The organism is Pseudomonas sp. QE6 (assembly GCF_041379005.1).
Taxonomy (GTDB): Bacteria; Pseudomonadota; Gammaproteobacteria; order Pseudomonadales; family Pseudomonadaceae; genus Pseudomonas.
Window position 1 is genome coordinate 3,004,422 of record NZ_CP166873.1, and the last position, 19,560, is coordinate 3,023,981.

The 19,560-nt window shown below is 60.3% G+C and carries 20 protein-coding genes; 5 read left to right on the forward strand and 15 right to left on the reverse strand.

The genetic code is table 11. The features are described 5' to 3' along the window. Positions 1-34: 34 nt before the first annotated feature. Positions 35-772, reverse strand: a complete 738-nt coding sequence (locus ACAW63_RS14025) for a hypothetical protein (RefSeq protein WP_371234435.1) — start codon at positions 770-772, stop codon at positions 35-37. 844 nt (positions 773-1,616) lie between these two features. On the opposite strand from ACAW63_RS14025, the gene ACAW63_RS14030 reads away from it, so the two are divergent. Further along, a complete protein-coding gene (locus ACAW63_RS14030) occupies positions 1,617-2,516 on the forward strand; it encodes a hypothetical protein (RefSeq protein WP_371234436.1) in 900 nt (299 codons plus the stop codon). A 100-nt stretch (positions 2,517-2,616) separates the two neighbouring features. Here the strand turns inward: ACAW63_RS14030 and ACAW63_RS14035 are convergent, their stop codons facing one another. Beyond that, on the reverse strand, positions 2,617-3,618 hold the full coding sequence (locus tag ACAW63_RS14035) for a DNA-binding protein (RefSeq protein ID WP_371234437.1): 1,002 nt from the start codon (positions 3,616-3,618) through the stop codon (positions 2,617-2,619). Positions 3,619-3,790: 172 nt separating this feature from the next. Here ACAW63_RS14035 and ACAW63_RS14040 point away from each other — a divergent pair, with 172 nt between their 5' ends. Beyond that, positions 3,791-4,702, forward strand: coding sequence for a site-specific integrase (locus tag ACAW63_RS14040; RefSeq protein ID WP_371234439.1), 912 nt, complete (start codon positions 3,791-3,793; stop codon positions 4,700-4,702). A gap of 30 nt (positions 4,703-4,732) precedes the next feature. Continuing rightward, positions 4,733-5,539 carry an inositol monophosphatase gene (locus ACAW63_RS14045; RefSeq protein ID WP_371234441.1) on the forward strand — a complete coding sequence of 269 codons (807 nt, stop codon included), beginning with the start codon at positions 4,733-4,735 and terminating at the stop codon, positions 5,537-5,539. Positions 5,540-5,561: 22 nt separating this feature from the next. Here the strand turns inward: ACAW63_RS14045 and ACAW63_RS14050 are convergent, their stop codons facing one another. Then, entirely contained in the window at positions 5,562-6,206 is a 645-nt protein-coding gene (locus ACAW63_RS14050; RefSeq protein WP_371234442.1) for an HAD family hydrolase, read from the reverse strand. Positions 6,207-6,483: 277 nt separating this feature from the next. On the opposite strand from ACAW63_RS14050, the gene ACAW63_RS14055 reads away from it, so the two are divergent. Further along, the gene (locus ACAW63_RS14055) at positions 6,484-6,855 is read left to right on the forward strand and encodes a histone-like nucleoid-structuring protein, MvaT/MvaU family (RefSeq protein WP_371234444.1); all 372 of its coding nucleotides are present in this window, start codon (positions 6,484-6,486) and stop codon (positions 6,853-6,855) included. Positions 6,856-6,904: 49 nt separating this feature from the next. Here the strand turns inward: ACAW63_RS14055 and ACAW63_RS14060 are convergent, their stop codons facing one another. From ACAW63_RS14060 to ACAW63_RS14115, 12 genes are all read right to left on the reverse strand, one after another. Beyond that, the gene (locus ACAW63_RS14060; protein WP_371234446.1) at positions 6,905-7,279 is read right to left on the reverse strand and encodes a molecular chaperone DnaJ; all 375 of its coding nucleotides are present in this window, start codon (positions 7,277-7,279) and stop codon (positions 6,905-6,907) included. A gap of 19 nt (positions 7,280-7,298) precedes the next feature. Beyond that, a complete protein-coding gene (hxsA, locus tag ACAW63_RS14065) occupies positions 7,299-7,937 on the reverse strand; it encodes a His-Xaa-Ser repeat protein HxsA (RefSeq protein ID WP_371234448.1) in 639 nt (212 codons plus the stop codon). Next, positions 7,934-9,163, reverse strand: a complete 1,230-nt coding sequence (gene hxsC, locus ACAW63_RS14070) for a His-Xaa-Ser system radical SAM maturase HxsC (protein WP_371234449.1) — start codon at positions 9,161-9,163, stop codon at positions 7,934-7,936. The genes hxsA and hxsC overlap by 4 nt, the downstream gene beginning before the upstream one ends. A gap of 3 nt (positions 9,164-9,166) precedes the next feature. Further along, the gene (gene hxsB, locus ACAW63_RS14075; RefSeq protein ID WP_371234452.1) at positions 9,167-10,654 is read right to left on the reverse strand and encodes a His-Xaa-Ser system radical SAM maturase HxsB; all 1,488 of its coding nucleotides are present in this window, start codon (positions 10,652-10,654) and stop codon (positions 9,167-9,169) included. Beyond that, complete coding sequence (hxsD, locus tag ACAW63_RS14080; RefSeq protein ID WP_371234454.1) at positions 10,655-10,957, reverse strand: His-Xaa-Ser system protein HxsD; 303 nt, start codon at positions 10,955-10,957, stop codon at positions 10,655-10,657. 344 nt (positions 10,958-11,301) lie between these two features. Further along, the gene (locus tag ACAW63_RS14085) at positions 11,302-13,167 is read right to left on the reverse strand and encodes a prolyl oligopeptidase family serine peptidase (RefSeq protein WP_371234455.1); all 1,866 of its coding nucleotides are present in this window, start codon (positions 13,165-13,167) and stop codon (positions 11,302-11,304) included. Further along, positions 13,155-14,303 carry a pyrroloquinoline quinone biosynthesis protein PqqE gene (gene pqqE, locus ACAW63_RS14090; RefSeq protein ID WP_371234456.1) on the reverse strand — a complete coding sequence of 383 codons (1,149 nt, stop codon included), beginning with the start codon at positions 14,301-14,303 and terminating at the stop codon, positions 13,155-13,157. Before pqqE ends, ACAW63_RS14085 begins: the two co-directional genes overlap by 13 nt. Beyond that, positions 14,275-14,553: a pyrroloquinoline quinone biosynthesis peptide chaperone PqqD gene (pqqD, locus tag ACAW63_RS14095; RefSeq protein WP_371234458.1), complete on the reverse strand. Its 279-nt coding sequence runs from the start codon at positions 14,551-14,553 to the stop codon at positions 14,275-14,277. The genes pqqE and pqqD overlap by 29 nt, the downstream gene beginning before the upstream one ends. Continuing rightward, positions 14,550-15,302: a pyrroloquinoline-quinone synthase PqqC gene (pqqC, locus tag ACAW63_RS14100; protein WP_371234459.1), complete on the reverse strand. Its 753-nt coding sequence runs from the start codon at positions 15,300-15,302 to the stop codon at positions 14,550-14,552. The genes pqqD and pqqC overlap by 4 nt, the downstream gene beginning before the upstream one ends. A gap of 53 nt (positions 15,303-15,355) precedes the next feature. Next, positions 15,356-16,270, reverse strand: a complete 915-nt coding sequence (gene pqqB / locus ACAW63_RS14105) for a pyrroloquinoline quinone biosynthesis protein PqqB (protein WP_371234461.1) — start codon at positions 16,268-16,270, stop codon at positions 15,356-15,358. A gap of 98 nt (positions 16,271-16,368) precedes the next feature. Beyond that, positions 16,369-16,440: a pyrroloquinoline quinone precursor peptide PqqA gene (pqqA, locus tag ACAW63_RS14110; RefSeq protein ID WP_003106462.1), complete on the reverse strand. Its 72-nt coding sequence runs from the start codon at positions 16,438-16,440 to the stop codon at positions 16,369-16,371. A gap of 418 nt (positions 16,441-16,858) precedes the next feature. Beyond that, positions 16,859-18,415 (reverse strand): flavin-containing monooxygenase, encoded by a 1,557-nt coding sequence (locus ACAW63_RS14115; protein ID WP_371234462.1) that lies wholly within the window; start codon positions 18,413-18,415, stop codon positions 16,859-16,861. A 105-nt stretch (positions 18,416-18,520) separates the two neighbouring features. On the opposite strand from ACAW63_RS14115, the gene ACAW63_RS14120 reads away from it, so the two are divergent. Then, positions 18,521-19,537 (forward strand): AraC family transcriptional regulator, encoded by a 1,017-nt coding sequence (locus ACAW63_RS14120; protein WP_371234464.1) that lies wholly within the window; start codon positions 18,521-18,523, stop codon positions 19,535-19,537. The last annotated feature ends 23 nt before the right edge of the window (positions 19,538-19,560 follow it).

The window sequence follows — 19,560 nt, forward strand, 5'->3', positions numbered from 1 at the left end:
TCCGGTGCCGATGCAGCGGATTAGATTGGCGCTGTTAATGACGGCTTGATTTAGCACTCGTGCCCGGTACGGTGAGGTCTTTGGCTGTGTAGCGCTCCGGCGAGGGACATTTTTTGATCAGTACTTTCCTCTTTTGATGAGGTGACATGTAGAGCGCTTGGTGATATGTGTTGTGATAAATCTCTAGCCATTTTCGAAATTTTTTGCGCAACTGAGAGAGCGTTAAGTTGGCATGTTGCTTGGGTTTATAATCCCCCAACGCTTCGAGTGCCCCTTTGGTGGTGGCAGGAAGCATTTGCACAAAGTTCAAGTCGACGGCCCTGAAAAAGCGTTCTATAAAAGCTTTAGCATTCGGTTGGCCAGGGGGAACGTGACGGATAGAGATGCCAAGGGTATTTGCAATATTTTGGATCCGGGAACTCACCATTTCTGCCCCGTTATCGATATTGAACGCTCGGATTTTTCCGCCGCTGCTTGGACTATCAGTGGCTCCAGTTATTGCCTGCTTTACCACGCTAACAAGCTTCTCCGCGCAGGGTGTGCCCATTGATACATCCCACCCTACGCACTCTTGTGTTGCTGGGTTAAGGCTGGCGGTCAAGACCGGGCGGCCGAGCACAGTTCCGTCCTCGTCACAGATCACTACATCCAATCTATTGAAATCGAACTGCAGGCAAGCATATAGATCATCGTCGACGTACAGTGCCCTGCCATGTTTGAAGGTCTTTTGGACCGCTTTTTCGCTGTTTATAGATTTTATGTTCCTGACCATCGTGGACCTCCGATTATTCATGGCGAATACGGGGCCAATGATGCAGTTCTGCATCATGCGGGCATTGGTTTTCAGTGAGGAAGTTGCGGCGCTGACTTGGCGTCAGTAATGGCTTCGAGCTGGTCGTCGGAGTGAGACTCTAAGTTTGGTGGATCTCGGCTTAGTGATACACCATGGGGCGCCATGGTACCGCAGGTCGTGGGCTTTTATGCTGAGGGCGGGGGGCAGCCTTCTTGAGTCAAAAATGGATTTTCGCGTAGCCAGCAAATATTTTGCGCTGATGATTGAAATTTTAATTCGGCGAACTGATGCGTGCTTGAGGGTGTCCGCAATATGCGCGTTAAATTTATATTGGGATTTTAGGCTTCTAGTTTCTACTTTAGGGGGCGCGTCTGTGTAATGCAGACTGCTCTCCTCAGTCTCGATCGGTGAGGACTGGATCCTGCATTTAAAAAGTGAACTTCTGGTGTTTTGGGTGAGGTTGGCGTCCGGTCTCTCCAGTATTTCGGATATTACAATGCACGCAGCCTTGTTAAAGGCTTTGGATATACGTGCGGTTATGCGATTGTGGTGATGGACGCTCCAGGGCATGAGCTTGGACGGGTGATCCAGGCTCAGGGAGCTTTTCATCGTTACGCTGAGTGCAATGTTCATGTCGTGGCCTCATGGACTTTTTGTCTATCCGGCGCATTCAGCCTGTACGGCCTTCGTACAGGTACTAGACTATTTCCTCCCTAGCGAAAAATCTGCTACGAGAGTTACTCATTAGCTTTGACTATCGATGCGTCTAGCACGGGCTTTCGCCAGGAGAATTTTCCGCGCAAATGTTCTCGAGGAGGTCGCCATGACCCTCGTGGTGCAAGCGCAGCGTCCGGTTCTCTCCCTGAGGAACCAGATGATGCCGAATCGCTTAGCCGACCTTCTGGGGTGCGCGCATACAGGGTATGCGCTCGATAAGTGCGTACGTGAAACGGAGAAGATCATATTTGATAATGGGGGTAACAAGCGCTTCTACGGTTATTTGCTACACGGTGTGCGCCCTAATGCTGACCTATGGCGTAAACTTATTGCGCGATTCCCGCAACTTGCGGAAGATATGGAAAATCCGTTGTGGCTTGCTCTGCATGATCTTGATGAATGCCTCTGGGATAATCTAGCCGCCGGAATAACTGTGGGCTCGGGCGGATTTCCTGGATCCTCACAAAGACAGATGAATCGGCTTTGCGGCGTGCCATCTTGGGAGCGGTTAGGTGTCTTGTTGTTAGTGCTGAGAACTAAAGTGCCGAGTTTAATACTGCATCGCCTGTGGTTGGCTCGAAATTTTACCAGCTATTTTGCACTGGCCTCGTTGCAGTCGCCGTTCAGTTATATTGCCGCAGATATATATTCCCTGGTAAATGCAATTCTTGGAAAGGTAGATGTTGGCGAGAGTGGCGTACTGTGGTGGCCCACAGATGAGCAAGAGTTCGAGATATATCTCGATAGAATGATGTTTCTAGCGAGTAGGCTTATCACTAATGGTTGGACGCGACGGATGGACAGATCGGGTGTCCTGTTGCTTTGGATGGTGTTGCGGAAGTCGGAATATCTGGATTATCTGCAGCTTCATGAGCAACGCGGCCGAGGTGAGCGAATTCCGGATGCGCTTCGCATCGCATGGCACAGGGAGCTTCAATATCTAAACGATGCCGATATACACATTGCCGGGTTGGAAAATGTGAAGTACGTCATCCCGCGCCTGTGAGGCCCGTTTCGGACGAGCTTATGGCTCATTTGTTCAGCTTGGTCGCAGCCAATTCTCTCGAGTTACTCATTCGCAACGCCGTATTACCTAGGGCCGTTGGCTATGCACTTGGTGGCATGTCTGGAGCGTGCTGTAGGCTGAGTCGCTCTAAAGCTGCCTGGAGCGACGTCAGTTGCTGTCTTTGCGTCTGTACTTCACGGCGGCTATGCCGGTAATCGGCGAGATGGCGTTTCCAGCACTCGCGTAGTTTTAGATTCTGCTCGCGACTCACAGAGAGAGTGTTCGCAATCTCGGAGAGCTCCTGCTTATGCGATTGTGCTGCCGCGAGTAATTTTTGCTGAAGGTCCGCATGCGCCCGCTCCAGCTCATAAGCCTGCTGACCCTGATTCCGTAGCTCAACCAAGAGGCGTTCATTGTCTCGATTTAGGCTGGCTAACTCGGCTTGCTTAGCTAACAGATTCTCTCGCAGCGAATTGAGCTCTAGTTGCAACTGCCGGACCTGTAGATCGTGTCGTTGCAACTCTTGATCGCGTTGAACCAGTTGTTGCTGCCGGTAATGTTCCAGAGCTTCACGAGCGTGCCGATGCTTTTCCTCCAGCGATTGCAGCTGACTGGCTCGCTCCGCTAAGACCTCCCGCAGCCCGCGCTCAAGTTCGGCGAGACGGAGCCTCTCGCTGTCGGTGCGGTGAAGCTGGGCGCGAAGTTGGTGCTCAAGCTCGCCTTGTTCTTGCACTCGATGGTTGAGCGCTTCGTTGGTGCAGCGAAGCTGCTCCAGTTGCTCTGCGCGATATCGCCACTGGTTTTCCTGTTCCTGACGCTGGTGAGCGAGTGCCTCTCTGTCCGCCGCAACGGAAATTTCTGCCAGGTCACGCAGGCGCTCGGCGAGCGGCTGGATCAGGTGTTGCAACTCATCACACAACGTCGGCGCGAGAGGAGGGCTAGGCTGATCGTTGAGCTCTTTCAGGTAGCGATGGATGGTGCTCTTCGAGCCGGTGTTGCCCAGTTCGATGCGGATCGCATCAATCGAGGGATTGAGGCCGCGGGCGAGCAGCGCGACGCGCGCTTTTTGCACCAGCACTCGGTTGATTCCACCGCGGGCCATGGCCGTCTCCGACGATATCGTTGTGTGCCATGGAGTATGGAATTACAGGTGTACGGGTGTCGTCAGAATTCGTGTAGAGCTGACAGACTGACGTTAGAGAATTGGGATTTCTCTAACGTGAGGCGGCAAAACCCGCGAAACAGGCGGTTGGGCAGTACGCAGGAGGTAGACCATGGCGACCGGCCGGGTGGAGCACTACATTCAGGCGGGCACGCGTGACAGTACGTTGCGCCGCTATCGCCAGGCCCTGGAGCACTTCGAGGTGGTGTGGGGCGGCTTCCTGCCGGCCAGCACGGAGTCGGTCGCCGCCTACCTCGCGGACTACGCCGGGGAGCTGTCGAGCAGCACTCTGCGTGGACGCCTAGCGGCGTTGGCCAAGTGGCACGAGCGTCATGGCTATCCGGATCCCACCAAGTCAGTGCGGGTGCGCGAGGTGTTCCGCGGCATCCGTGCCAAGCACCCACAGGTGGAGCGCCAGGCCGAGCCGTTACAATTGACCATGCTGGGGCACTGTGTGGCCTGGTTGGAGCACTGCGAACAGTCCTCTGATCGTGTCGAGCGACTGCGTGCGTGTCGTGATCGCGCGCTGATCCTCTTGGGCTTCTGGCGGGCGTTTCGCAGTGATGAGTTGTGTCGACTGCAGGTGGAGCACATCCAGATACAGGCCGAACGCAAGCTCACGGTGTTCGTGCCGCGCAGCAAATCGGATCGGGAAAATCGCGGGCAGCACTTCAGTGTGCCGGCGCTGAAACGCTTATGCCCGGTGCAGGCCTATGAACAGTGGCTAGCTCTGTCGACGTTAACCGAAGGGCCGGTGTTTCGCGCACTCGACCGTTGGGGGCATCTCTCGGCGGAAGGGCTGCACCCCAACAGCGTGTCGCGCATTCTGCGTCAGGCATTGCTGCACAGCGGACTGCCTGCCGAGCGTTTCAGTAGCCATTCCTTGCGCCGTGGCTTTGCTACCTGGGCCAGTGATAACCAATGGAGCCAGAAAGCCTTGATGGAGTATGTCGGCTGGCGGGATGGCCGGTCTGCCTTGCGCTACATTGAGCCGGAGATGCCCTTTGGGGAATTACGCCGCTAGACGGTTTGGCGCCGGCCAAGGAGGAGCTGTATGCACCTTCATCTAGTTCCCGCCGTGATCGAGTTGGTGTTGCAGGCAGGTGAGCTGATCGCTCGTGAGGCTGAGCGACCAGGCGGTCCCCGTGGGGCGGGCGATAAGGCAGAGATCGACGTTGAGGTGGAGCAATGGTTGCGCGCAGGACTGTTGCGCTTGCTGCCGTGCGATTTTGTGGGCGAGGAGACGGGCGTTCAACGGAGTGGCGCCGCCACCTGTTGGGTCGTCGACCCGAACGATGGCACGGCGGATTTCCTGCGGACGGGGAGGGGTTCTGCGGTCTCGGTGGGGCTATTGGATCATCAGCAGCCGGTTTTGGGCGTCGTGTACGCGCCAGTTTCGGCGCAGGGCCCGGACTGCATCGCCTGGGCGCAAGGCGCTCCCGGTCTTTGGCGCAACGGCACGGTGATCACTCCTCAGCCTCCGCGGGCTCTGGCTGGTGGGGCGGCGATTTTCGTCAGTGCGGCGGCAGCTGATCGGCTGGAACTCAACAACGAGCTCTGTGCTCCTGGCCACTGTCATCCGATGACGAGCATTGCGTATCGTCTGGCACGCGTGGCGGCGGGAGACGGTGCTGCGGCGATCTCGCTATACCCCGTTGCACCGCATGATGTCGTAGCCGGGCATGCTTTGCTGCGGGCTGTGGGAGGCGACTTGTTCGATCACCACGGACAGGCCATCCGCTACGCGCATGATGGGTACTTTGAGGGGGCTGTGCTTGGGTGTTTCGGTGGTGCTGCAGCGACCTGCCAGGAGCTGAGTCGGCGTGATTGGCAACGATTGGTTCCCGGCTATTGGTGCTGATACTGGATCGTTTTCTCAGCTGCTAATCCGTACTCAGCAAGTACTGCGCAAAACTTGTCAGGTCGATGAAAGTGTCTGGATCAGGCGTCCCGCTGCGACTCAGATGGAAGCCTCGAATCCCGCTACGGCGGGGGCCCAGGCAGTCGGCCTCAAGGGTATCGCCGATCATGGCGATTGAGTCGAGTGGGCAGCCCAGTTGCAGGGCCACTTGCCGGTAGATCCGTGGCTCGGGCTTGATAGTGCCGGCAATGAAGCTCCAGCAATACGCATCGAGGTTGGGCAGTAATAGCTTGGCTGGGATGGCATAGGGGGCTGCCAGATTGGAGCACGCTGCCACGCGGACTCCGGCATCTTGGAGCATTCGAATGGCAGGCGTCGCGTCGGGGAACAGCTCTACGCTGCTCAATTCGGTGAAGAGATCATGCTCCAACTCGGTAAGCATCGAAGTGGCTACAGCTAGGCCAAGGCGTTCCGCGGCGCCGAGGAGTCCCAGCTCTTCGGTCATGAGCATACGAGCATCGTCGGGAAGCGGTTTACGACCTTGTTCTCGGGCTAGCTTCATCAACTGCAGATAAGGCTTCTTGCGGAGGCCGATCCGCAGCAGGGTGCCAAAGACGTCAAAGACAACGGCCTGAATTCTTGCCGCCTCGTTGGGGCAACTAGCCATATGGACCTACCTAAACCTGGGCGGATCTCGAGAAGATAGGTACTCATGCTAGTCGTGTTAGCTTACCTGCGCCTAGAGCGGCACTTATAAGACGTACCTGTGACTAGAGGCTTGCTGCTTTCTTGTGAATTTAGCTGGACGCCAATGCGTTTTGGGAAAAGGTTGTTGCGTATATTTTATGCGTTTCGATGAAGTGCGCAATTGCAATGCACTAGAGTTTTTTGTCATTGCTACTTATGATGGGGTGGTTGATAAATTTAAAATACGGAGACATTAAATGTCCAAGCTTGCTGAGTTTCGTGCCGCTGAACGCGCCCTGGCTGAACAACTGGCCTATCTCGAGTCGCTGAAAAATGATGGCGCACTCAAGAAAGAAATTGAGTTTGAAGAGAAGCTCAAAGGCCTGATGAACCAGTACGGCAAGTCGCTGCGTGATGTGATCGCTATCCTGGATCCGGACTCTGCGCGTGATGTGGTGCGTCGTGGTCCACGTGGCGCTCAGCCGACTCGCCGCGAACGTCAGATCAAGGTCTACAAAAAACCACACACTGGCGAAGTTGTGGAGACCAAGGGCGGTAATCACAAGGTGCTCAAGGCTTGGAAAGCTGAGTATGGCAATGATGCCGTGGAGTCCTGGCTCAGCGCGTGATGTGTTGAGGCTCTTATGCGCTGTGTCGCCTTGCTCGGGCGACGCAGCACTAGCTCGTTGTACGGCGTTGGGATGAGTAATAGTACGTTAACACGCTACCGATCAGCGGGCCGGAAAAGGCCAGGATCTCGTTGAAGTAGCGGCTCTGTAGTATCCCGCAGAGCAACACACTCAGCAGCAAGGTGAAAATCACCAAGAGGCCAACGAGCGCGGGGATGCGTTTGTTGATGCGTTCCGTCTTGGGCTCCGCCTGACCGATTCCGCCGCACACTGCGCAGGGCAATCCTGCGAAACTTTTGCCCTTCAGCTCGTTCTCTTGGATACACACCGCGCAGGATTGCTGCTGCTCCCCATTACGGCAAGTCCCGCCGCCCCCGCAATGAGCACAAGGATATAAGTTGGATTTGATGTCATGCATTGTCATGGCCACAGCCCCCCTTCATTTACGGAATGCGAATACCGAGCGCATTCAGTGTCGGTGTATCCATGCGGCCGTTAATTTGCAGTCCGCTATCCATCTGGAATGACATCAGTGCTCCGCGAGTAGTCTTGCCCAGGATTCCGTCGATCACTCCTTCGTAGTATTTGCGCACCATCAGCGCGGTCTGTACTCGCATGACCAGGTTGGATAGCTCTCCTGCAGCTGGGCGAGCAGGTGCAGCCGTTGTAGTGGATGTGTCCACGTAAGGCTGTGTCGAATTGTTGAGGTTGGAGTTCGATCGGCCGCTGCTACTGCCGCTCGAAGTACTGGGCGTGCTGTAGTAGGTGTTGGGCGTGTAGCTAGGAGCTGGAGCCGCCGGCGGGCTGTAGTAGCGTGGAGCGCTGTATCCACTCGAGCCGCTGTAGTGCGAGCTATGGGAGCTGTGCGATCGATGGGAACTGTGCGACCGATGCGCTGCATAGATGTTCACGGCATCGGGGGCGTTCAGTGTGTTCATGAAGACAGGCGGTTGCGCATCGCTTCGGGGTTCCCAGGCTGCATCGGCGAGAGGGAGCTGGTTGGCTTGAGCAAAGGCAGTGCCGGCGACCGGCAACAGAGTGATGTGGCCGATCAAGACCTTCCAACGATCGAGCAAGCTCATGAGGCGCTCCTTGCGTAGCGGGTGAATTCTTCCGTGGATAGCGGACGAATACCGCGGCTCTGCCAGCGGTCGGTGTGGGATTTGAAGAAGCCCGCGCAGAGGCTGCTTGCCGCGCAGCTTTGGCAGGCATCGATGAACAGGTTCTTCCAGTCGGAAATGCTCTGCCGGGCAAAGCACGACAGATGCGCCGGTAGCGCGCACAAAGGGAGGTTGTAGATCGAAACCGGCACGCCTCGGTTGTGCAGAAAGTAGGTGGCCTGGCTCAACTGCTCCTGGTAGTCCAGTGGGTCTATCCAGAGCTCTTCATAATGTTTCTTCGCCAAGCCGGTACTTTCGATGCCCATCAGGGCAACGTGGCGGGCAAAGGGAAGATTGCGGAACACGAAGTGTGCCAACTCAGGCAGTCTGGGAGTGGTCAGACGATTGAGCACAACCCGGATCTCTACGACCTGGTTAGCCCGGGCGAGGTTGTACAGCCCCTGCATGGTTTCGCTGAAGGCACCGGGCGCCTGGACGACATGATCGTGGTCGCTAGCGTTATCGGCGTAGAGCGGAACGCCCCAGCTCAGGCGAGAGTGGTTCAGGTGCTTCAGTGCCGCAATCCAGCTGGGATCCTTCAGCAGCCGGCCATTACTGAGTAGGTGGGTCGACTTCTCCGGCAGCACCGCTTTGCACTTGGCGAGGATCTCCAGCAGCCCTTCGCGATACAGCGTTGGCTCGCCGCCGCTGATGCCGAGGTTTTCTTCCCCCGCATCCATCAGATCGATGAGGCGCAGGTTCTCCTCAATGTGCCAGCGGTCGTCGACATCTTTCGGTGGCTGGGAGCACATCAGGCACAGGCTGTTGCAGCGGTCGGTGATGAACAGCAGGTTGGAGTTAGCCCCCCGTCGATACAGCACGCGCACCAGGTTGCTGGTCGGCGTGAGCGCGATGACGTCCCCGGGACGTACGACTTGCGGATCCTTCGGCGCGCGAAGCTGCAATACCGCTTTGGGTAAATCGGGCGAATCTTGGTCCGGGCATAGGAAGGCACCTACCGGCAGTGCAGCCAGGCCAGGGTGGTCCCGCAGTTCGTGCGCTTCCAGCCAAAGTGCCAGGTCATCAAAGGTTGCATGCCCTGCGCAGACGGCCGTGCCTTTTTCGATGAGCTCGCTGGCAGTGATCACTTTCAACAAGCGCGGTCCGGCCAGGTTCTGGATCTCGAATTGGGTCTCTCTGCGTAGCACGCGCTATCCCCTGAAGCCGAGATGGGGAATATCTGCGAAGGAACGACGAGTCAGCCAAGACAGCAGAACACGCTGGGTGCCGTCGTCTCCGTCTCGCAGCAGACCGAACAGGTGCTGGAGCAGGCTCATGTTCTTTTCACAGAAAGTGCTGAAAGCGCGATGGCCAATCGGGTCTCCCTGGCGGGCGAAATGCTCGACGGGGTCGGCGCCACAGTAGGGGACCAAGGCGCAATCGCTACAACCAGGCAGCGACTCGGCGATGCCGGCCTCCAGCAGCAGATGCATAACGGGGGCATTTAGCAGCTCGCGCAGTGGCTGTCGAACAGTGCCGAGCCGCAATCCGTCCTCGCCCATCTCCAGGAGCATCCGGGCTTCGTCGGACGGATAGACATAGCCGTCGTAGTTGTAAACGAGGGCGCTGGTACCTGCTCCCATAGGCGAACGCAGATCGACGTAGCCGGAAGAGAAGGGCGTCAGGATGTTGTTCAGGAGTAGTGTGGTATAGCCCTCCGAGAGATAAACGCCTTGCTGATTCAGTTCCAGGAGGTAAGCAAGTGCTTCCTGGTAGAAGCGCACGTAGCGCTCCATCGGATAGTCGAGTCGTTGCGCGCTCTTGGAGGCAAAGCCATAGCGGCTCAGCGGACGCAGGGAGATGCTGGAGAAGCCCTGTCGCACGTATTCGTCAATGATCGCCCGCGGTTGTTCCAGGCTCCGAGCGGTGAGGGTCGTCAGCGCCGATACCGCATCGTGGCCTAGTCGCTCCCGAACTCGCTGGATACCCTCCAGCGTACGTTCGTAGGAATCGCGAGTCGGTGTCGGCCGGTTGGCATTGTGAAGTGCCGCAGGACCATCCAGCGATGTCGAGAAGTGGATGTGGTGCGCCTCTGCGAAATCCAGGATCTCGTCAGTCAAGTGATGCAGTGTGCTGGTGATGACGAACTGAATGTCGCGCTGCTCGGTTTCGTTGCGCTCGGCCACGCGTTCGACGATTTGACGGATCCGCGCGAAGGCCAACAAGGGCTCGCCACCCTGAAACTCGAGGGTGAGGACGGGCGAGGTGGATTCAAACACGCGCTCCACGGCATCCAGCGCGTCCTGCTCGGATAGATCGTGCCCGTCGCCGGCAAGTGGTGCCCGCGAGACCTGGCAATACTGACAGGTGTGGTTACAGCGCAAGGTAACGACGAAGAGATGCAGCGCCGGCCCCTGCAGAAGAAAGTCCTTGCGGCTGCGGTACTGCGCGGCCATCTCTGGCAGCGGGTCATGGCCACCGGGCTCGTAGATGAAATGCCGGGCGAGTAAGTCCTTGTACAGCGAAGTCCCGGGTCGCAGGCGCTTGTCTAGCAGCTCACGCAGTTGGGCGTCAGAGACGAACAGAAACTCGCCAGTATCCGCAGTGATCAGCACCTCTCGCGTGCTTCCGCCGCTCAGGCGAATGAACCGGAACGGTAGCAGTCGGTAGCTACTGTCTGTGGTAATGACCGTGTCCATTCAGCTACTGCAGCCGGTCAGTGCAGCCCGGATCAGCAACTCCCTCAAGCCCGCAGTTTCCTGCTGGATTCGCTCACGTAGAGCGAAGTCGTTCAGTGCCTGCAGCACGCGTTCTTGAACAGCCTCGGAAGAGGGTGGGATGGTGTTGATTGAGTTGGCGCAGGGTGTCACGAGAAGAGTGATCTGCTGGTCCTGTACCTGAACCTTTATCTCATAGTCTCGAGCGACGGCGTACGCCGTGCGCTGTACAACGCTAAGTGAATAGGCGCACTCGTCGAGACGCAGAATCAGTGGCCATGGCATGGAGTTCGGTCCTTGAAGTCCGGATGGTTCGTATGGAATTTTGCCCTGTTTTAAGGCAAAGAGCCATCATCAGCTTTCGGAGGGTAGTTCTGGTATCTGGCTGTCCATCTCCGGGGAAGGTGCCTACGAAACTAGGGGGCGTTTCATGCAGCATTCGCTGGGAAGCGCGCGCTGCCTAGGAACACGAGATGCTCTAGAATATACGCGAGGTCGGGATAGGCTTCGGCGCTTGATGGCTGCCGCTGTGCACCCTCAGGGGCTGCAGCCCTCATCAGTCCGGTTTGATGGAGCAGGATGAAATCCAGTTCATCGTCCAGCCTTGGCATTACCTTTCTTGGGATAGGTCAATTGCTCTGGCGCAAGCGCTCGTAAAAGGCATGCTCTGCACGCAGCGCCTCAGCCAGATGGTGGGCCTCACGAATGCCGTGGCGCTCCCCAGCGAATAAGCGGTATTCGACCGACAAACTGCGCTCACGTAGCGCCGCAACCATGGCCTCGGTCTGGCTTGGTACTACCACGGCGTCCAGTGCGCCCTGGAAGAAGATCACCGGCACTGCGATGCGCCCGGCCTGCAACACCGGCGTTCGCGCCTGGTAGCGTTCGGCATCCTGCGCGGGGTCGCCGATCAGCCAGTCGATGTAATCGGCTTCGAACTTGTGGGTGACCCGGCGCAGTGCCAGCGGGTCGCTTACGCCGTACAGGCTGGCGCCACCGCGCAGCCCGGGCAGTTCGGCTAAGGCCCGCAGGGCGCTGTAGCCACCGGCGCTAGCGCCTCGCACGAACACACACTGTGGATCGATGGCGCCATTGGCTACCAGTGCCCCGATGGCGGCACGGATATCCGCCACCTCCAGCTCGCCCCAGCGCCCGTTCAGACACAGCCGGTAGACGCGTCCGTAGCCGCTGCTGCCGCGGTAGTTGAGGTCAAGCACGGCGTAGCCGCGCAGCGTCCAGAAGGCGATACGCGGATCGAATACCGGGTAGCAAGCCGAGGTAGGGCCGCCGTGCAGGAAAATCACCAGCGGTGGACGCTCCGTGGCGGGCCGAGGCGCATAGAAGAAGCCATGGCATCGCTCATCCTCGCCAACCCCAAAGCAGAATGGCTGCGGCCGCGCCAGGTGTTCTTCGCTGAGTGGAGCCTCCCCGCCGGCCAGCACGCTCACAGCTCCAGTGTCTCGGGCGATCGCCAGCACGGCCGGCAGGCGATCCGCTGCGGCGGCGACGCAGTAGAAGTTCTCTGCATCGGCCACCAGTGCGCGAAAGCGTGTAAATCCTTCGGCCAGGCGCTGGTGCGCTGCGTAATCAGTGCGCAAGGTACAGCTTGCTTCCAGCACGCCGAAACCCTGCTGGAATCGGGTCAGCAGCATGCGGCCATCGTCCAGCGGGAGGAAGGTGCGACCGCCCAGTTGCCAGGGCGCAGGCGCGTGATCACAGGGTTCGCCGTATGCGCCAGAGGCGCTGTCATCGACACACCAGGGCTGCCACCAGCCGCTCTGGTCGCTGAGCACCCACAGCCTGCCCAGCGGATCGAAACGCGGCTGCTGCAGGGCCTGATCGCGCCTCTGTCCACTCAGTACCTGGGTTTGCTCGCCCGACTTGCGGTGACAAAGGCGCGTGGCGATCCAGGGCTGGTCGGGGCGATCCCATTCGATCCAGGCCAGGCGCTTGCCGTCCGCACTGGCGACCGGCGCGGCATAGAAGTCGGCGCCCTCGGCCAGCACGTCATGACTGCCATCGAGGCCTATGCGTACCAGTCGATGCACAACGCCGGCGGCCTCGCGACTTTCCTCCACCGCCAGCAGCGCCTGCCAGGCAGGAACGAAGGCAAGGTCGCCGTAACGACACTGAGGTGCCGTGGTCAACGCGGAGGGTACGGCATGCACACCAGAGTGCCCAGTGATATCGAGCCAATAGACCTGTTGATCGCTTTCATTGACGAAGGCCGCGCCCTTGTCCGTGGCGCAGCAGGCACCGCCGCCGTACTCGTAGACCCGGCTGCGCACCGAGAAACCCGGCGGGGTTATTTCGTTCACCTTGCCATCACGCCAGAAGAACAGGCCGCAACGCGCCTGCACGGGATCGAACTTCACCCACAGCAGCCCACCGTGAGCGGCGTGCAGCTCGGCGAAGTCGGCGCTGGCGGCCGCGGCTTGCTCGACGCTCCAGATGCTGTCGGGGTCGGTGCGCATGGCACGCCCTACATCCTGCATATGATCCGTGAGGCCTTGTCGTTGCGATATTGCAGCGCATCCAGCCCCAGCGCGGCGTTCTCGGCCTGCCGACGGGCGTCGAGGATCACGCTGTGGTGCGCCGACTTGGCACACACTGGGTCGGCGTTGCTGGCATCCCCGGTGAGCAGGAAGGCCTGGCAACGGCAGCCACCGAAGTCCTTTTCCTTCTCGTCGCAGGAGCGGCACGGCTCGGGCATCCAGTCGTAGCCACGGAAGCGATTGAAGCCGAAGGAGTCATACCAGATGTGTCGCAGGCTGTGCTCCTTCACGTTGGGGAACTGCACTGGCAACTGGCGGGCGCTGTGGCAGGGCAGGGCGGTGCCGTCCGGGGTGATGTCGAGGAACAGGTTGCCCCAGCCGTTCATGCATGCCTTGGGGCGTTCCTCGTAATAGTCCGGGGTGACGAAGATCAGCTTGCAGGGATGCTTTTCCGCCGCCAGTTTCGAGCGGTACTCGTTGGTGATTCGCTCGGCGCGTTGCAACTGCTCGCGGGTCGGTAGCAGGCCTGCGCGGTTCAGCTCGGCCCAGCCGTAGAACTGGCAGGTGGCGAGTTCGACGAAGTCGGCCTCCAGCTCGATGCAGAGCTCGATGATGCGGTCGATGCTGTCGATGTTGTGCCGGTGGGTGACGAAGTTCAGCACCATCGGGTAGCCGTGCGCCTTCACCGCGCGGGCCATGGCCAGCTTCTGCGCGAAGGCCTTGCGCGAGCCGGCCAGCAGGTTGTTCACCTCCTCGTCGGCGGCCTGGAAACTGATCTGGATATGGTCCAGGCCGGCGTCCTTGAAGGCCGCCATCCGCGCCTCGGTCAGTCCGACGCCGGAGGTGATCAGGTTGGTGTAGTAGCCCAGGTCGCGTGCGGCGCGGATCAGCTCTTCCAGGTCCTGGCGCACCAGCGGTTCGCCACCGGAGAAACCCAGCTGCGCGGCGCCCAGCTCGCGGGCCTGGCGGAATACCTCGATCCACTGAGCCGTCGTCAGTTCCTCGCCCTGCTGGGCGAAGTCCAGCGGATTGGAGCAGTACGGGCATTGCAGCGGGCAGCGATAGGTCAGCTCGGCGAGCAGCCAGAAGGGCGGGCCGATATCTGGCTTAGCGAAGCTCAATCCAGAATTTTTCACTGGCGACCTCCATGAACTGAACCACGTCTTCCGCCAGTTCCGGGACGTCCGGGTAGAGGGTGTTCAGGTTATGGATGATGACGGAAACGTCGCGCTGGCCATCGATCTGGTTGGCGATCGCGGCAGCGCTCTCATTGAGCCGGATCATGCCTTCCGGATACAGCAGCACATGGCAGTTCTGAACCGGTTCCCATTGCAGGCGGAAACCCCGGCGCAGGCTGGGCACCTGATGCAGGTCGAAGTCGCTCATAGGGCAATCCCCCGGTGCCAGACCCGCTCGCGGGTCACCGTGTGGTAAGGCGGACGTTCCAGTTCGTAGGCCATGCTCATTGCGTCGAGCATGCTCCAGAGCACGTCGAGCTTGAACTGCAGGATCTCCAGCATGCGCTCCTGGGCCTCGCGGGTGCGGTAGTGGTCGAGGGTGATGCGCAGGCCATGCTCGACATCGCGGCGCGCCTCCTTCAGGCGTTTCCTGAAGTAGTCGTAGCCGGCCGGGTCGATCCACGGGTAGTGCTGCGGCCAGCTGTCCAGGCGCGACTGGTGGATCTGCGGGGCGAACAGTTCGGTCAACGAGCTGCTGGCCGCTTCCTGCCAACTGGCGCGGCGGGCGAAGTTGACGTAGGCATCCACCGCGAAGCGCACGCCGGGTAGCACCAGTTCCTGCGACAGTACCTGCGCACGGTCGAGACCCACCGCCTCGGCCAGCCGCAGCCAGGCCTCGATGCCGCCTTCCTCGCCGGGGGCTCCGTCGTGGTCGAGGATGCGCTGTACCCACTCGCGGCGAGTGTCGAGGTCCGGGCAGTTGGCGAGGATGGCGGCGTCCTTGAGCGGAATGCTCACCTGGTAGTAGAAGCGGTTGGCCACCCAGCCCTGGATCTGTTCGCGGGTAGCACGCCCCTCGTACATGGCCCGGTGGTAGGGGTGGTGGATGTGGTAGCAGGTGCCCTTGGCGCGCAGGGCCTGCTCGAATTCGGCGGGAGTCATGGCTGTCTGGCTCATGCGCGGTGTCCTCGTAGGCGGCGCCGTGCGCACCGGAAATGATGGGTGGCGCGTTACAACTCGATGGCCATCCCGTCCCACGCCACCTCGATGCCATGGCGGCCCAGTTCGGCGCGTTCGGGCGAGGCGATGTCGAGGATGGGATTGGTGTTGTTGATATGGATGAGCACCTTGCGCGGGCCGTCGAGGCCGTCGAGGACCTCGATCATTCCGCCCGGACCACTTTGCGGCAGGTGGCCCATCTCGCTGCCAAGCTTGTCGCCCACCTTGCAGTGGCGCATCTCGTCGTCGCGCCAGAGCGTGCCGTCCACCAGCAGGCAGTCGGCGCGGCGCATCCACGCCAGCAGTTCGTCGTCCACCTGGCCCAGACCCGGCGCGTAGAACAGCTTGCCGCCGGTGGCGAGGTCTTCGACGAACAGGCCGATGTTGTCCCCCGGATGCGGGTTGCCCCGATGCGGCGAATACGGCGGTGCGCTGCTGCGCAGGGGAGTGGCGGTGAAGCGCAGACCCGCACAGGTGGGCACTTCGAACACCGGACTTTCCAGGTCGATGGGGTTCCAGGTCAGCCCGCCGTTCCAGTGCTGGAGCATGGTGAACAGCGGGAAGCCGCTGGTCAGGTCCTGGTGGACCATCTCCGTGCACCAGACCGGGTGCGGGCAGCCCTCGCGCAGGCTGAGCAAGCCGGTGACGTGGTCGATCTGGCTGTCCATCAGGATGATCGCGGCAATGCCGGTATCGCGCAGGCGCCTTGCCGGTTGCAGCGGCGGAAAGGCTTCGAGCTGGACGCGAATGTCCGGCGAGGCGTTGCACAGCACCCAGTCGACGCCGTTGGCGCTGAGGGCGATAGAGGATTGGGTGCGCGGCTGGGCGCGAACCTTGCCGCTGCGTACGCCCTGGCAGTTGTGGCAGTTGCAGTTCCACTGGGGGAAACCGCCGCCAGCGGCGGAACCGAGAATCTGGATATGCATGGGAGGTATGTTCTGCCTCGGAGTCCTCTAAAGAGGGCTCCAGCGAGCTGGGGCTGAAAAACGCTGCCCCAGCCGTGGTGACGCAATGTCTTCGAGTATCAGCGGTTGGCGAAGTACAGGGTCACTTCGAAGCCAAGACGCAGGTCGGTGAAGCTGGGTTTTGTCCACATGGTACGAGTCCTCTCGGTTGTTGCATTGCTCACTGATTTGAAGAAATCGCCACCGGAAAGGCCAGATGAGACTGTCAGGCCGAGCTCAGCTGCTGCTCCTTCTTTTAGGCCGCATAGTTGCGGCTCAAGGCGAAAAGCCCTGATCTTGCCGATGTTTTCGCTTTCAGCTTTTTCCGGCGACGTGCATGTCAATCGGTCGATGCAAGCTGATGGGTAAGTGGTCTGCATCAACTTGGTCAATTGACCAACTATAAGTTTTGGGGCACGACTAGGCAAGGGGTGTGTCGCATCGTTGGCTGGCGAATCGTTACGGACTTGCCACCCTCAAGACCGCCTGCGTGCTGGGCGCTCTGGGGGCTGAAAGCACGAAGGAGCCCGAGAGGGGCTCCTTCGCGGGTCGCCGGTTGGGCAGGGCGCCTCAGGCTGGCTCCACGTGTTCCACCTTGCTGCTCGCTGCGGCCTGTACCGGGGCGCAGCGCTGGAAGCGGTAGTCCTGCAGTGGCAGGCGCCGGGTGGCGAGCCAGTAGCGCCAGGTGGACCAGGGCCACATGGAGAAGTTCTTGCCATCGGCCTGCTGGTACCAGCTCACACAACCGGAGTTCCAGACGGTGCTCTTCAGCGCGTCCTGCACGCCTTCATTGAAACGACGCTGGGCGTCCGGCCTGACGTCCAGGTAGTCGGCACCGCGGACGCGCACTGCCTGCATCGCTTCGAGGACGTAGCGTACCTGGGCCTCGATCATGAAGATGACCGAGTTGTGCCCCAGCGCGGTATTCGGGCCGACCAGCTTGTGCAGGTTCGGGTAGCCGGAAACATGGATACCCAGGTAGGCCTCGCAACCGTCCTTCCAGTCCTCCATCAGTTCGTGCCCCGGTAGGCCGCTGCAGGGGAAATCCTTCATGTACAGGCGCGGGTCGACCTGGAAGCCGGTGCCGTAGATGATGCAGTCGGCCTGCAGCTCGCGACCGCTGCGCATCACCACCGAGTACTCGCGGATCTCGGCGATGCCATCGTCGATCAGCTCTACATTGGCCCGGTTGAACATCGGGTACCACTTGTTGGAAATCAGGATGCGCTTGCAGCCGAGCACGTAGTCGGGTGTCAGGCGGCGGACCAGCTCCGGATCGCGTACCTGGTGGCGGATGAACAGACCGGCGAGGCCTTGCAGGCGCCGCGCCAGCCAGGGATTGAAGATCGGCCACACTCGCGATTCGTTGGTCCAGTACAGGCGTGCGCGGTGCAGTTTGCGCAGCAGCGGAAAACGTGCGAACAGCGTTTTCCGCCATTGCGGATACTGGCGGGTATCGCGGGGAATGACCCAGGCTGGGCTGCGCTGCAGAACGTAAAGCTTCTCCACGTCGGGGGCGATCTCCGGGCAGTACTGAATGGCGCTGCCACCGGTGCCGATGGACACCACACGCTTACCCTTGAGGTCGTAATCGTGATCCCATTGTGCGGAGTGGAAGGCTTTTCCCTTAAACCGCTCGATACCCTTCAGCGCCGGAATGGATGGCACGTGCAGCGGCCCCGAGGCCAGCACCACATGGTGCGCGACGATTTTATCGCCCCGGGTGGTGCCCAGGTGCCAGTGTCCGGTCGAATCGTCGAAGCGCGCTGCGCAGACTTCGCTGCCGCCGCGAATGTAGGGACGCAGGCCATAGCGCTCGGTGGTGTCGAGGATGTAGCGCTGGATTTCGTGCCAGGGCGCGTAGCGCTGGCTCCAGTTCGCCTTGCCGGCGAAGGAGAAGGAGTACAGGTGCGATTGCACGTCGCAGGCGGCGCCGGGATAGGTATTGTCACGCCAGGTACCGCCGACTTCATCGGCCTTCTCCAGTATCACGAAACTCCTTTCGCCGCGTTCGAGCAGCTGGATGGCGGTGCACAGGCCACCGAAGCCGGCGCCAATGATGGCGACCTCGACCTGCAGAGGGGAGGGGAGAGTGGCTGGCGCCGGATTGGCAGTGCGGGCATTCATGAGGCAGCTCCATTGTTGTTGTGCGTGAGTCCAATTTAATGGGCTGACTTTTTGTGTGGATATGCTAATGTCCCAGGCAAAATTGATCTTTCCGGCAAGCCGTTCATGACAACTCAGCCCGTACTTGCCCTGCTCTATATGTTCAATGCCCTGAGTACCCTCGGCCTGGACCTGTCCCCGCTGCTCGCCGACTACGGCCTGAGCGAGGCCCAACTGGCTCCCGATGGGCGCATCGAACGTGGCATGGCGCTGCGCCTGATGTGCGATCTCGCCCGGCGCCTGCCACGGGAAGACCAGGGGCTGAACCTCGGGCAGGCCTTCGGCTTCGCCGGTTATGGCCCGGTCAGCTTCCTGCTGCTGACCAGCAAGACGGCCTACGACGCCTTGCAATATGGCCTGCGCTATCAGCAGCTGACCTTCCTTTTCAGCCCACTGAGCTTCGTCCCCGGGGAGCGCGAGAGTGCGTTATGCCTCGATCCGCTGGACCTGCCCGAGCCGGGACGGCGCTTCCTGATCGACATCGAGATGGTCGGCACCTACAAGCTGATACTCGACCTGCTGTCCACCCTGGGCAGGAGCGTGCTCGCCACCCGCGTGGAGATTCCGTACCCGAAGCCGCCCGATGTGGAGGCCTATTCCACCTTCTACGGCTGCCCGCTGCAGTTCGGCAGTGACCGTGCGCGGATCTGGATGCGCAATGAAGTACTGCAGGCCCGCCTGTCCACCGCCGACCCCACGGCACAACTCTACTACCGTGGGCAGTGCGAGGAGTGGCTGAAGCGGCGCTCCGATGAGTCGGAGGGCGTCGACTTGCCAGCCCAAGTGCGCAGTCACCTGGCGCTGTTCCAGCAGGGGTTTCCCGCTGCTGTCCAGGTGGCGCGCTCGCTGGGTATGGCCGAGCGCACGCTGCGCCATCGACTGGCGGGGGTGGGCAGCAGTTATCGCCAGTTGCTCGACGAGGCGCGCTTCGCCCGTGCGCGGGCCTTGCTCGGTGAGTCGCAGCAGTCGGTGGAACAGGTGGCCCAGGCACTTGGCTACGCCGAGGCCGCCGCCTTCATTCACGCGTTCCAGCGTTGGGCGGGGTGTTCGCCGGCGGCCTGGCGGCGCGCTCAACAGATTTGAGCGCGCGGCTCAGACGGGGTAAT